At 66.2% G+C, this 13,840-nt stretch carries 10 protein-coding genes; 2 read left to right on the top strand and 8 right to left on the bottom strand.

Annotated features, from left to right (window positions below):
- Position 1: 1 nt before the first annotated feature.
- Positions 2 to 1,738 (bottom strand): hydantoinase B/oxoprolinase family protein, encoded by a 1,737-nt coding sequence (locus ACP5M5_RS01200; protein WP_427934994.1) that lies wholly within the window; start codon positions 1,736 to 1,738, stop codon positions 2 to 4.
- Positions 1,735 to 3,810 carry a hydantoinase/oxoprolinase family protein gene (locus tag ACP5M5_RS01195; RefSeq protein WP_427934993.1) on the bottom strand — a complete coding sequence of 692 codons (2,076 nt, stop codon included), beginning with the start codon at positions 3,808 to 3,810 and terminating at the stop codon, positions 1,735 to 1,737. Before ACP5M5_RS01195 ends, ACP5M5_RS01200 begins: the two co-directional genes overlap by 4 nt.
- Before the next feature lie 219 nt (positions 3,811 to 4,029).
- On the opposite strand from ACP5M5_RS01195, the gene ACP5M5_RS01190 reads away from it, so the two are divergent.
- Positions 4,030 to 5,496, top strand: coding sequence for a M81 family metallopeptidase (locus ACP5M5_RS01190; protein ID WP_427934992.1), 1,467 nt, complete (start codon positions 4,030 to 4,032; stop codon positions 5,494 to 5,496).
- On the opposite strand, the gene recJ is transcribed toward ACP5M5_RS01190, so the two are convergent.
- The 6 genes from recJ to ACP5M5_RS01160 are packed head-to-tail and all read right to left on the bottom strand — an operon-like array spanning position 5,497 to position 11,898.
- A complete protein-coding gene (recJ, locus tag ACP5M5_RS01185) occupies positions 5,497 to 7,248 on the bottom strand; it encodes a single-stranded-DNA-specific exonuclease RecJ (protein ID WP_427934991.1) in 1,752 nt (583 codons plus the stop codon).
- Positions 7,249 to 7,265: 17 nt separating this feature from the next.
- Positions 7,266 to 8,246, bottom strand: a complete 981-nt coding sequence (gene glpX, locus ACP5M5_RS01180; RefSeq protein ID WP_427934990.1) for a class II fructose-bisphosphatase — start codon at positions 8,244 to 8,246, stop codon at positions 7,266 to 7,268.
- Positions 8,221 to 8,421, bottom strand: coding sequence for a hypothetical protein (locus ACP5M5_RS01175; protein ID WP_427934988.1), 201 nt, complete (start codon positions 8,419 to 8,421; stop codon positions 8,221 to 8,223). Before ACP5M5_RS01175 ends, glpX begins: the two co-directional genes overlap by 26 nt.
- On the bottom strand, positions 8,418 to 9,710 hold the full coding sequence (locus ACP5M5_RS01170) for a homoserine dehydrogenase (protein ID WP_427934987.1): 1,293 nt from the start codon (positions 9,708 to 9,710) through the stop codon (positions 8,418 to 8,420). Before ACP5M5_RS01170 ends, ACP5M5_RS01175 begins: the two co-directional genes overlap by 4 nt.
- The gene (locus tag ACP5M5_RS01165; RefSeq protein ID WP_114911999.1) at positions 9,707 to 10,924 is read right to left on the bottom strand and encodes an LL-diaminopimelate aminotransferase; all 1,218 of its coding nucleotides are present in this window, start codon (positions 10,922 to 10,924) and stop codon (positions 9,707 to 9,709) included. Before ACP5M5_RS01165 ends, ACP5M5_RS01170 begins: the two co-directional genes overlap by 4 nt.
- Before the next feature lie 32 nt (positions 10,925 to 10,956).
- Complete coding sequence (locus ACP5M5_RS01160) at positions 10,957 to 11,898, bottom strand: hypothetical protein (protein WP_427934986.1); 942 nt, start codon at positions 11,896 to 11,898, stop codon at positions 10,957 to 10,959.
- A gap of 142 nt (positions 11,899 to 12,040) precedes the next feature.
- Between ACP5M5_RS01160 and ACP5M5_RS01155 the strand changes: the two genes are divergently transcribed.
- Positions 12,041 to 13,840: a PHA/PHB synthase family protein gene (locus ACP5M5_RS01155; protein ID WP_427934984.1), complete on the top strand. Its 1,800-nt coding sequence runs from the start codon at positions 12,041 to 12,043 to the stop codon at positions 13,838 to 13,840.

The following is a 13,840-nucleotide window of genomic DNA, read 5'->3' as shown; positions in this document are numbered from 1 at the left end:
ATCACTCCTTCCGGTTGTTCCTGCGCAAATCACGGGTCGCGCTGTCATCGACACCACCCGCGGCGGTGAGGGCGACACGATAGACGGCGCGCGCCTCATCCTCGCTCACCACGCCGTCGCGGACATCGCGCGCCACCGCTTCGGGATCGCGTGCATCGGGCGGGCCCATGCCGCCGCCGCCGGGAAGTTTTAAAATCAACCTGTCGCCATCGGGAATAATCTGAAATCCCTTGGCGCGCAGCGGCACCCCGGATTTAAGCCCGACATAGCCGGCGGCGCCCTCATGCCCGCCGTCACGCCCGCGCGGCGGATGCTGAATGCGATCAAAAATCGCGTTGCAGGCGAATTCCATGTCGTCAAGGGCGGCGATTTCCATGATCTGGCCGAGCCCGCCGCGCGTCCGCCCGGCGCCGCCCGAGCCCGGCCGCAATTCCTTGCGCCAGATGACGATCGGGGCGACGTTCTCGGTCGCTTCCACCGGCATCGTCCGCACGCCAGAGGGGAATGCGGTGGCGTCGAGCCCGTCGCGCTGCCTGCGCGCGCCGGTGCCGCCGGAGTTGAAGGTGATGATTTCGAAATCCGGAGGCATACGGTTGCCCTCGCGCCGCGAGGACACCCCGGCGCCGCCGCGCAACGGCGGGTTCCAGAGGCAGGATGAGCCTTCCGCCGCAACCCGGTCAGGCACCGCCTGATGAAGGCACCCCATCATCAGATCGGGGAGGAGCTGGCCGATGACATGGCGGACCGAAACCGGCGCCGGATGTCGCGCATCAAGGATGCAGCCCTCGGGAATCTTCATGCGAAACGGCTGCAAACTCGCCCAGTTGTTCGGAACCTCCGGCGCCACCACCACCTTGATGCCAAACGACGCATAGGCGCGGCAATAGGCCGCCGGAACATTGATTCCGCGCGCCGCGGCCGGCGATGTACCGTCGAAATCGACGCGGATATCGTTCTCGCCAACCGTCATCGCGGCCCTCAACGTGATCGGCGCGTCATAGCCATCCGAATGGATGCTCGAGTGGTAAATCCCAGGTGGGATCTCGGCGATTGCCGCCTCGGTCGCGCGGAGACTGCTTGCGAAAATGAAGTCGGCGAGCCCGGCGAGGTTATCGATGCCGAATTCATCGAGCATTTCGCCAAGCCTCCGCGCCGCGGTGTCGTTACAGGCGGAGAGCGAATAGACATCGCCCTCGAGCTCGACCGGAAGCCGGCTGCCGGCGCGCAGGAATTCAAAAAACGTCTCGTTCGGCCGGCCTTCCTCAAAACAGCGGATGATCGGGATATAGAGCCCTTCCTCGAACACCGAGCGCCCATCGGGCCCCATGCCGAGGCCGCCGATATCGATCACGTGGGCGGTATTGGCGAGCAGGCCGATCATCGTCCCGCGGTGAAAAACCGGCGTCACCACCGTCAGATCATGCAAATGCCCGGTGCCGAGCCAGGGATCGTTGGTGATGTAGTGATCACCCTCGCGCATCGTGCGGGCGGGGAATTTTTTCAGGAAATGGCCAACGCTCTCGCTCATCGCGTTGACATGGCCGGGCGTTCCGGTCACCGCCTGTGCCAGCATGCGGCCCTCGAGATCGAAGACGCCAGCGGAAAGATCGCCGGCCTCGCGCACCGTGGTGCTGAAGGCGGTGCGAATCATCACCTGCGCCTGTTCTTCCACCACCGCGATCAGGCGGTTCCACATCACCTGGTGGCGGATTTTCGCAAGTTCCGGCGCAGCGTTCATCGGCTTTCATCCCCTTCTCTCTCGTGCGTCAGCATGAGCCAGCCTTGCGCGGTGACATCGCCGCGCCAGGAGGCGCCGAGCAATGTCGAGGTTTCGGCTTCGGCGATGATCGCGGGACCAAGGATGCGATCGCCGGGCGAGAGCGCGTCGCGCGCATAAACCGCCCAATCGGCTTCGATGCCGGTCGCGCCATCGCGCACTTTCCGCCGCTCGGCGCTCCGCACCGCGCGCATCATCGGTTGCGGCGGCGGCGGCGCGGGCTCGGGGAGAATCGTTTCCTGGACCAGGAAATAGCTCAGCACCTCGATCTCCGAGCCCGGCACGGGACGATTGTAAAACCGCGCATAGGCGGCCTCATAGTCGCGCTTGATCGCCGCGCGATCCTCGGGTTCGAGATCACGCACCGGGAGGGGGACGGAAATTTCATGCCCCTGGCCGACATAGCGCATGCTCGCCATCCGTGTCTCGCGGATCGCGGCCCCGAAGCTCGCTGGGGCCACCACCTCCCGCGCCTCATGCGCCATCTCCGCGAAAAGCGCGTTGACAGCGGCGATATCGAGGCTCGTGAGACGCTGATAGAGGCTGCGCACCGCCTCAAAACCGATCGCGGCGCGAAGAAACCCGATCGCGCTGCCAACCCCGGCGCCCGAGGGCACGAGCACCTGATCGATGCCGAGCTTCTCTGCGATCCGCGTCGCGTGCACCGGCCCGCCGCCGCCGAACGCGATCAGGGTGCGGCCTTCGAGCGCGGTCGCGGCTTCGATGGCGTGCACGCGGGCGGCGTTGGCCATCGCCTCGTCGACGATTTCGATGACACCGACGGCGGCCATCGCGCTCGAGAGGCCAAGCGGCGCGCCGACCGCCCGCATCAAAGCGGTTCGCGCGGCGTCCGCATCAAGCGGCAAGCGGCCTCCGGCAAAGAGAGCCGGATCATAGCGGCCGAGTTCGAGATTGGCGTCGGTCACCGTCGGCCGGGTGCCGCCGCGCCCATAGCAGGCGGGGCCGGGATCGGCGCCAGCGCTCTCAGGCCCGACGGCAAGGCGGCCGAGGCTGTCGATGCGCGCCTCGCTGCCGCCGCCGGCGCCGATCTCGACCATCTCGATCACCGGAATCCTGAGCGGCAGACCCGATCCCTTGCGAAACCGCCCGACCCGCGCGACCTCGAAGCCACGCGCTTCATGGGCGCGATGGTCATCGACAAGGCAGACCTTCGCCGTCGTGCCGCCCATGTCGAAGGAAAGCACGCGATCGAGCCCGGCCTCACGCGCGATGGCGGCGGCGAAAATGGCGCCGCCGGCCGGGCCGCTTTCAACGAGGCGGATCGGAAACCGGCAGGCGGTCTCGATCGTCGTCAAGCGGCCGCCGGACTGCATGAGATAAACCGGCGCGGTGAACCCGACTTCGCGCATCCCGGCCTCCAGCCGGCGGAGATAGCGAGCGATCGTGGGCTGGACATAGGCATTGGCGACGGTGGTCGAAAACCGCTCCCATTCGCGCATCTCGGGTGCGACCTCGGCCGCGAGCGAGAGCGGAATGCCGGGAAGCAATGAAGCGAGCAGCGAGGCCGCGCGCCGCTCATGCGCGGGGTTGACGAAACCATGCAGAAACCCGATCGCGATGCTCTCGATCTTTGCGCGCGTCAGCGTCGGCGCGAGCGCGCGCACGGCCTCCTCATCGAGCGGGCGCAACACCCGCCCGGCGCGATCGAGCCGTTCGGGCACGGTGAAGCGCAAATGGCGCGGCACCAAAGGCTCAGGCAGCTCGATATTGAGGTCGTATTGATCGTAACGGCTTTCGTTGCGCATCGCGAGAACATCGCGAAAGCCCTCAGTGGTGATGAAGGCGGTGCGCGCGCCCTTGCGCTCGATGATGGCGTTGGTTGCGAGCGTGGTACCATGCACGACGAGCGCGACCTCAGCCGGCGCGATATCTGCATCTGCTAAAATTCGCTGCATGCCATCGAGAACGCCGCGTTCGGGGGCTGCGGGCGTCGTCAGAAGTTTCGTGGTATAGCGGCGGCACCCGCTTTCCAGCACGACATCGGTGAAGGTGCCGCCGATATCGACGGCCAACCTAATCTGCCCACCTTTTTCCGCCGGAGCTGTCCGATCCCGCATACCAAGCCCTTTTTCCCCTGTCGTACCGCAGCATGAAGAGTTTCGCGGAACTGTCAAATCATCGTCTTCCAAATCATCGTCTTCGCCTCTCGCCATGCCGCGTTAAACATGACAATTTCGCTGCAGCGAAGAGCGGACGCTAGCCATTGCGTGATCGGTCCCGGAAGGAAATTCATGAAAACCCTGTTTACCGCCATGCTCGGCACCGAGACCAACAGTTTTTCGGCGCTGCCGACGGGGCTCCGGATGTTTGAAGAAACCTGCCTCTACCGCCGCGCGAATTATGGCGAGGCGGCACCGCTTTATGCCGTTCCCCTCGCCGCCTGGCGCGAGATGGCGGCGGCGCGGGGTTGGCGGGTGATCGAGAGTCTCTGCGCCTTCGCCCAGCCCGCTGGCCCCACGGTGCGCACGGTCTATGAGGCGTTTCGCGATGAGATCCTCGCCGATCTCGAAGCGGCAATGCCGGTGGATGCGGTGCTTTTGTCGTTGCATGGCGCGATGGTCGCGGAAGGCTATGACGATGCCGAGGGCGATCTGCTCGCGCGGGTGCGCGCGATCGTCGGGCCGGACGTTGCGATCGGCGCCGAACTCGATCTTCACGCCAATGTCAGCCGCGCGAAATGCGAGAACGCCACTGCGCTCGTTTTGTTCAAGGAATATCCGCATATCGATGTCGGCGAGCGGGCACGCGAACTTTTCGTAATTATCGCCGATGCTATAGAAGGAAAGACGCGCCCGGTGATCGGCTGGTTTGATTGCCGCATGGTCGGCGTTTTTCATACCACACGCCAGCCGATGCGCGGCTTCGTCGATCGTGCCGCAGCGCTCGAGGGGCACGACGGCGTGCTCTCGGTCTCGATCGTGCACGGCTTCCCGTGGGCCGACGTCGCCGATATGGGGAGCAAGATCATCGTCGTCACCGATGGTGATCGGGACAAGGCGGCGCGGCTCGCGGCCGAACTAGGGCGGGAATTCTTTGCACTCCGCGCCGCGATCAGCCCACCTTATGTGACTCTCGATGACGCCATGGAGCGTGCCGCGCATTATCGTGGGGCACGCCCATTGGTTCTAGCCGATGTCGCCGACAATGCTGGCGGCGGCGCGGCGAGCGATTCGACGTTTGTGCTGGAGGCGATGCTCGCGCGCGGGGTCGAGAACGCCGCGATCGCCATGATTTGGGATCCGATGGTGGTCAGGCTGGCGTTCGAGGTTGGGGTGGGCGCCTCTCTCGCCCTCCGGCTCGGCGGGAAACTCGGGCGGTTTTCGGGCCAGCCGCTCGATCTCGAGGCGCGCGTCATCGGCCTCGCGCGTGACGTCTCCATCCCGTTTGGGGGCGCGATGGCGCCGGCCGGCGATCTCGCGGCGTTCGCGGTCGGCGCCACCGCCGTCGTCTGCAGCACGATCCGCACCCAATGCTTCAGCCCGGTCTGCTTCACCGCCGCCGGCATCGACATCGGCGCGCGCCGCGTCCTGGTGGTCAAATCGATGCAGCATTTCCATGCCGCCTTCGCCCCGATCGCCGAGGACATTCTTTATGTCGCAGCGCCAGGCGCGGTTTCGCCCGCTATCACCACCCTTCCCTATCGCAAAGCGTCGCGCGATCAGTGGCCGTTCGTCGAAAATCCCGCAACGCTCGGGTAATTAGGCGGGGGCGGCGTCAAGGATGGTGAATTGCGCGCTTTCCTGGCCCTGCCAGCGATTGATGCGCAAATGCCCGGCGATGTGGAGCGCCGGCGGGCGGGTGAGCAGGGCGGCCGCGAGTGGTGAGTCGCCGGCCCGGAACAGGATCGCTTTCAGCCGTTCCCCGCCCATGCCCGCAAGCGTGCAGCGCAGCGTATTTCCCTCGCGCCCGATCCGTTCGGCATAGACGACGCGGGCGGCCGGGATAACCAACACTGGCTCTTGATTCATTGCCCCGAACGGCGCGAGGCGGGCGAGATCGGCGGCGAGTGTGAGATTGGCGCCGGCGACGCTGATCGCGCCCTCGATTACCAGATCGGCAGCGTCCGGCAGCGCCGCGGCGGCGCTCAAGCGCTCATTGAGAAAGGCCTGAAAATCCGCCCAGCGGCGCGCCTCCAGGGCAAAGCCAGCGGCCATCGCGTGGCCGCCGCCGGTATGCAAAATCCCCGCCCCCCGCGCCGCGATCACCGCAGCGCCGAGATCGAGCCCGGGCACCGAACGCCCCGAGCCCTTCACCATGCCATCCGCGATCGCCCCGACCAGGGCCGGACGGTTGAAACGCTCCTTTATTCTCCCCGCAACGATGCCGACCACGCCGGGATGCCAGCCCTCGCCGCTCACCGCGAGAACCGCGTGTCCGGCGGCGCGCTGCTCGGCGGCCAGCGCCAGCGCCCCTGCCAGCGCCGATTGTTCCACCACCTGGCGTTCGCGATTGACCTGATCGAGCAGCACCGCAACCCCTTGCGCTGCCCTCGCATCATCGCTCAGCAGGAGCTGAAGGCCGAGATCGGCGCGGCTGATCCGGCCGCCGGCATTGATGCGTGGGCCGAGCACGAAGCCGCAGGTAAAGGCGTTCGGCGCCTCATGGCTTTCCGCGACATCGAGGAGGGCCGCGAGCCCGATTCGCTCGCGCCGCGCCATGATCCGCAACCCCTGGGTCACGAAGGCGCGATTGAGGCCGGTCAGCGGCATCACGTCGCACACCGTCGCCAGGGCGACGAGATCAAGGGCACGCAGCAGGTCGGGCTCGGCGCGAGTGGCGAAATATCCCGCCGCGCGGAGGTGCCGCACCAGCGCGACGGCGCAGAGAAAGGCGATCCCGGTGGCGCAGAGCCCGGTGAGGCCAGAGGTGTCGTCGGGCCGGTTGGGGTTGACGGTCGCGAAAATGGGTGGCGGCGGCCCCTCGGCCTTGTGATGGTCGAGCACGATGATATCGGCCCGTCCGGCGATCTCGGCGAACACCGCTTCGGCGGCGGTGCCGCAATCGACGCAGAGGATGAGGCTTGCGCCCTGCGCGATCAGGCTGGCGAGCGCCGGCGCGTTTGGCCCGTAACCCTCGCGCAAGCGGTCAGGGATGTAGGTTAGCACCTTGCCGCCGAACTCGTGGAGCAAGCCCGCGATCAGCGCCGCGGCACAGGCGCCATCGACATCATAATCGCCGAACACGGCAACGGTCTCAGCGCCAATGACGGCGCGGGCGAGGCGTTCGCTGGCGGGCGCCATGTCGCACAGGATGAAGGGATCGGGAAGCTGGGCGCGGAGCGTCGGGTTCAGAAAATCGCCAGCCGCCTCGGGTGCGATGCCGCGCGCGGCGAGCAGGCGGGCGATGATTTCGGAGACGCCGAGACGCTGCGCGTCGGCAAAACCGCGCGCCCCCTCCCGCCAACGCCAGCGCCGGCCCGCGAGACTGGCGTCAACACCGGCAAAGTCCACGCCTTCCTCAAACCAAGTCAATTCCCCGCCCAGGTCTTGGTGGAGAAATTGTGATGCGCCTCGACATAGCGGACCGTGCCAGATTTGCTGCGCATCACCACCGAATGGGTCACCGCGTGTGCGCCGGAACGCCGCACCCCGCGCAGCATCGGCCCGCTGGTGACGCCGGTCGCGGCGAACAGGACGTCACCGCGCGCCATCTCAAGGGCGCTGAATTTGTGATTGGGATCGGTAACACCCATGGCGAGGGTGCGTGCCTTCTGCGCCTCTGTCTCGTAGAGCAGGCGCCCTTGCATCTGCCCACCGACGCAGCGCAGCGCCGCCGCCGCGATCACGCCCTCCGGCGCGCCGCCGGTACCCATATAAATATCGACCCCGCTTTCCGGCTGCGTGGTCGCGATCACACCGGCGACGTCGCCATCCCCGATCAGCGTGATGCGCGCCCCGGCCTCGCGGCAGCGGGCGATCAGCTCGGCGTGGCGATCGCGCTCCAAGATGCAGACGACGAGATCGGCGATCGCGCATTTCTTGGCGCGGGCGAGGTTGCGGAGATTTTCCGCGACCGGCGCATCGAGATCGACGATCCCTTCGGGCAGCCCGCCGCCGACCGCGATCTTTTCCATGTAAATGTCCGGGGCGTGGAGAAAATTCCCGGCCTCGGCCAACGCGACGACGGCGATCGCGTTGGCGGCGCCCTTGGCGACGATGTTGGTGCCTTCCAAGGGATCGACGGCGATATCCATCGCCGGCCCGCCAGCGCCGACTTTTTCGCCGATGAAGAGCATTGGTGCTTCGTCCATCTCGCCTTCGCCGATCACCACCGTGCCGCTGATCGGAACGGTATCGAAGGCCCGGCGCATGGCTTCGACGGCGGCGCCGTCGGCCTCGTTCTTCTTCCCCCGCCCCATCCAGGCCGAGCAGGCGATGGCCGCCGCCTCGGTGACACGAATCAGGTCGAGAGCGAGATTGCGATCAGTATGAAGGGCTTGGCGGGTCATGCTGGGTCCATTTTGCTCGCGTATATTTGGATGAGAATTCTTCTTTTTCTGAAGAAAAAGAAGCAAAAAGACTTTCTTCCTGGTTCCTCGGAGCGGGGCTGCCGCAGGCACGCCCCAACGGATAAAAATTTTTTTGTTCTTTTTTTTCAAAAAAGAACATCTTCACTTTGCTCAAGCCGGCTCGATGCGGATCAGCGCCGGCCGCTCCACCGCGACGTCGAGGGCGGCGATGCGGGTAATGGCCTGGCGCATCGCGGTTTCGCTGGTCTCGTGCGTGACCAACACCACCGGCACCGCTTCGCCCGGCGCGCGGCCGCGCTGGAGCATCGATTCGAGCGAGACGCCGAGATCGCGCAAGATTGCGGTGACATCGGCGATCACCCCCGGCCGATCGACGACCATCAGACGGAGATAATAGGCCCCCTGATGCGCCTCGATCCCAACCGAGGGCAATGCTGCGAGCGCGCCGTTGGCCGCGCCCCAAACCGGGGTCACCCGGCCGCGCGCGATGTCGATGAGATCGGCGACGACGGCGGAGGCGGTCGGGCCGGCGCCGGCGCCGCGACCCTCGAGCATCACCCGGCCGACGAAATCGCCCTCGGCGACGACGGCATTGAACACGCCATCGACGCGGGCGATCGGGGCGGCCGCCGGCACCATCGCCGGATGCACCCGCGCCTCGATCCCCGATGCCGTGCGGCGGGCGATGCCGAGCAGCTTGATGCGGTAGCCGAGTTCGCCGGCAAGCGCGATATCGAGCGCCGAAATTGCGCGGATGCCTTCGACATGGACCGCGGCGAAATCGACCGGGCGGCCGAAAGCGAGGGCGGTGAGGATGGCGAGCTTGTGGGCGGCGTCGATGCCGTCGATGTCGAAAGCGGGATCGGCTTCGGCATAACCGAGCTTCTGCGCCTCGGCGAGGACTTCGGCGAATTCGCGACCGCGCTCGCGCATCACCGTCAGGATGAAATTGCAGGTGCCGTTGAGGATGCCGCTGATGCGCGACAAACGATTGGCGGCGAGCCCTTCGCGCAGCACCTTGATCACCGGAATCCCGCCAGCCACCGCCGCTTCGAACGCGAGCGCAGCGCCGGACGCTTCGGCGCGGGCGGCCAGCGCCGCGCCGTGGACCGCGATCAGCGCCTTGTTCGCGGTCACCACCGGCTTGCCGGCGGCAAGCGCCCGCTCGACCAGGGCGCGCGCCGGCCCCTCGGCGCCGCCGATCACCTCGACGATGACATCGGCCTCGGGATCGTCGGCGAGCGCCTCGGGCTCGTCATACCAGCGCAGCCCCGCCAGCGTCAGGCCGCGATCGCGCCCGCGATCACGTGCGGAGACCGCGGTGACGGCGATCGGGCGCCCGGCGCGGCCGGCGATGAGATCGGCATTCTCGCGCAAGAGATGCAACACGCCGACACCGACGGTGCCGAGCCCGGCGAGGGCGACCGAAAGTGGCCGGCTCATGCGTCGGCAGCGCTGAGCGAGGGGACGGCCTCGTTCGAGCCGGCCTGGAGAAAGGCGCGGACATTGCGCACCGCTTGGCGGAGGCGATGCGTGTTCTCGACCAGCGCGATGCGGACATGGGTGTCACCATATTCGCCAAAGCCGATCCCGGGCGCGACCGCGACTTTGGCGCGGGCGAGCAAAAGCTTGCTGAAGCCGACCGAGCCAAGATGGGCATAGCGCGGCGGGATCGGCGCCCAGGCGAACATCGAGGCCTCGGGGCTCGGCACCTCCCAGCCGGCGGCGTTGAGGCCACGCACGATCACGTCGCGCCGTTCTTTATAGAGGCGACGAAGATCGGCGACGCAGTCCTGCGGCCCGTTCAGCGCCGCCGTCGCCGCGACCTGGATCGGGGTGAAAGCACCATAATCGAGATAGGATTTCATGCGTGCGAGCGCGCTGATCAGCCGCGCATTGCCGGCCGCGAACCCCATGCGCCAGCCCGGCATGGAATAGGTTTTCGAGAGGCTGGTGAACTCAACCGCGATGTCCTTCGCCCCCGGCACTTCGAGGATCGAGGGCGGAATCCGATCGCCGAAATAGATCTCTGCGTAAGCGAGATCGGACAGCACGAAGATCTCGTGGCGGCGGGCGAAGGCGACGATTTCGCGATAGAAATCGAGATCAGCGACCATCGCCGTCGGGTTGGAGGGATAGTTGACGATCAGCGCGGTTGGCTTCGGCACCGAGTGGCGGACGGCGCGGTCGAGCGCCCGCAGCATCTCCTCATCGGGGGTTGCCGGGACGGAGCGCACCGAGGCGCCGGCGATGATGAAGCCGAACTGGTGGATCGGGTACGAAGGGTTGGGGACAAGAATGGTGTCACCGGGGCTGGTGATCGCCGCGGCCAAGTTGGCGAGGCCCTCTTTTGAGCCCAGCGTCGCGATGATCTCGGTCTCGGGGTCGAGGCCGACGCCGAAGCGACGATAATAGTAGCCGGCGAGCGCGCGGCGGAGGCCGGGGATGCCCTTACTCGTCGAATAGCGATGGGTGCGCGGATCCTGCACCGCTTCGACGAGCTTGGCGACGATATGCGGCGGCGTCGGCCCATCCGGGTTGCCCATGCCGAGATCGATGATGTCCTCGCCTGCGGCGCGGGCGCGGGCCTTGGCCTGGTTGACCTCGGCGAACACATAAGGCGGCAGGCGGCGGATACGGTGGAATTCCTCGGGCATGGGAATGGGTCCGGTCAGGGTTGCGGGGAAGGCTACTCGACGAGGCGCGCGAGCGCGCCATGGCCATTGGCTTCGGCATCCATTGAAATCGCGTCCATCGGCACGCCAGCGGCGGTGAGGGTGGCGATCACCGCCCGCGCCCGGGCGAGCGCGAGCGTTACCGCTGCGGTCTGGGTCTGAGGCGTTGCATTGCTCGCGTCGCCATAGCCGACGACGACGATCGAGCGATTCCCGCGCCGCGCGGCCAGCGCTTTGATCGACTCGATTTCCGCCGGCGGGACAACCGCCGAGCCGATCGGAAAACCGATGGTTAGCGGCTTGGCCTCGGCGGCGGAAAGTGGCGGCTTGCCTGCCGGCGGGGCCGGCGGCTTGGTCGGCGGCGGGGCCGGCTTGGTCGGCGGAATAGCGGCGCCGGGCACTTGCGGCGGCGGTGGCGGGGTCTCGGGCATGCTTGGCGGCGGGGTGTCTGCCGCCGCGACTTGCGTTGCAGCAGCCGGCGTCGTGGCTGCGGACGTCGGTGGTGCGGCAAGCGGCGCCTGATTGACCGCGTTGCGCGGTGCTGGGGTCGGATGCACTGGGACATTGGGCGGCGGTGCGTTGGCGGCGGCGAGCGCGGCCGCGGCCGCCGGCGGCGCGGCGGCCGCGGTATTGGTGGCGCCCGGCGGCGGCGCGCTGCCGCCAAAGAGCGCGGGCGAGGCCTGCGGCGAGGACGGGTCCGGGATCGGCACCTGGGTCGCCTCGTATTGCGCATTGGCGCGGTCGGAGACAAGGCCGGCGATAATCGTTTGATGCGCCTTGGCGTCCGCCGGCGCCGGCTTGTCGGGAACCGTCGCGAGGTTGGGATAGGGGGCGTCCGCCTGGGGCGGCGGCGGGCGCTCGGTCGCGAGGTTGCGATCGGTGAGACTGTCCCACCAATTGGCCGGGTTGACCGCGGCTGGCAGCGAGGAGCAGCCGGCGAGGGCCACCATGGCCACGGCCGGACCAAACCGCGCCCCAAGTCGCTCTCGCCTATGTCTCTGTCGCCAAAGACGCCGTGTTCGCATTGCCGCCATTCCGGTGGTAAACTCGCTGCGCTCTCATAGCGCGCCACCCCCTGGCCGGAAAGGATGTCAAAGCATGGCCGATCAGGAAAACCACAACGACACCACGCCACACCTGCCAGACCCGGCGGCGCTGACCCGCAGCATGGCCGATATCGCCGAGCGGTCGCAGCGCATCGTCGCCGAGTGGCTGAAGCGTCAGAGCGAGGAAGCGCCACGGCCTGACCCACTCAACATCGCCAGCGCCTTTTTCGAGATGACGACACGCCTGATGACCAACCCGGCGCGGCTGATGAAGGCGCAGCTCGGCTTCTGGCAAGATTATATGACGCTCTGGCAGCACACCTCGCGTCGCCTGCTCGGCATGCCTTCCCCCCCGGTCATCGAGCCGCCGGCGAGCGATCGCCGTTTCAAATACCCAGCCTGGCAGGAAAACGAGATTTTTGATTTCATCAAACAAAGCTATTTGCTGTCGGCGCGCTATGTGCAGGACGTGGTGCGCCATGTCGATGGGCTAAAGCCCGAAACCGCCCGCAAGGTCGATTTCTACGCCCGCCAGTTCATCGACGCGATGAGCCCGAGCAATTTCCTGCTCACTAACCCCGAGGTCCTGCGCAAAACCGCCGAAACCGGCGGTGAAAATCTGCTTCGCGGGCTCAACAACATGCTCGCCGATCTCGAACGCGGCCGCGGCCAGTTGCATGTCAAGATGACCGACATGGAGGCGTTTCGCGTCGGCGAGAATATCGCCGTCTCGCCGGGCAAGGTGATCTATGAAAACCAACTCATGCAGCTCATTCAATACGCGCCGGCGACGACGCGCGTCTTGAAGCGGCCGCTCCTGATCATCCCGCCTTGGATCAACAAATTCTATATTCTCGATCTCCGTCCCTCGAACAGTTTCGTGCGCTGGGCGGTAAAGCAAGGGCACACGGTGTTCATGATCAGTTGGGTCAATCCCGATGAACGCCTCGCCGAAAAGCGCTTCGATGATTACATGTTGGAGGGTATTCTTGCCGCGCTCGATGCGATCAAGGCCGCAACCGGTGAGCGGCTGGTGAATGCCATTGGCTATTGTCTCGGCGGCACCCTGCTTGGTTGCACGCTCGCCTATATGGCGGCCAAAGGCGACGATCGCATCAAATCCGCGACGTTCTTCGTAACGATGCTCGATTTCCGCGAATCGGGGGAGATCAATGTTTTCATCGATGAGGAGCAGATCCAGGCGCTCGAGGAAAAAATGCACAAGCGTGGCTATCTCGAAGGCAGCGAGATGGCGACCACCTTCAACATGCTGCGTGCCAACGATCTGATCTGGTCGTTCGTCGTCAATAATTATCTGCTTGGCAACGAGCCCTTCCCGTTCGATCTGCTCTACTGGAATGCCGATTCGACCCGGATGCCGGCGGCGATGCACGGTTTCTATCTGCGCAACATGTATCGCGAGAACCGTCTCACCCAGCCCGGCGGCATCGTTCTCGACGGGGTGCCGATCGATCTCTCGCGCGTCAAAGTGCCGGCCTATTTTCTCTCGACGCGTGACGACCATATCGCGCCCTGGCGCACGACCTATTTCGGCGCGCGGCTGCTCTCTGGGCCAAAGCGCTTCGTGCTCGCCGCTTCCGGCCACATCGCCGGCGTCGTGAATGCCCCCGAGACCGGCAAATACAGCCACTGGATCAACGATGATTTGCCCGACGATCCCGCCGATTGGCTCGCCGGGGCGACCGAAATGGCGGGCTCCTGGTGGCCGGACTGGCAGCGCTGGATCACCGCGCATAGCAAGGCGGAAGTCTCGGCGCGTATCCCCGGCGAGGGCAAGCTCGCCCCGATCGAGGACGCGCCCGGCCGCTATGTCCAGGTAAAAGCCACCTGA

It is taken from the genome of Acidibrevibacterium sp. (assembly GCF_049965395.1).
GTDB classification, from domain to species: domain Bacteria; phylum Pseudomonadota; class Alphaproteobacteria; order Acetobacterales; family Acetobacteraceae; genus Acidibrevibacterium; species Acidibrevibacterium fodinaquatile.
The sequence above is the reverse complement of the archived record's forward strand: the minus strand, read 5'-3'. Positions and strand labels throughout refer to the sequence as shown.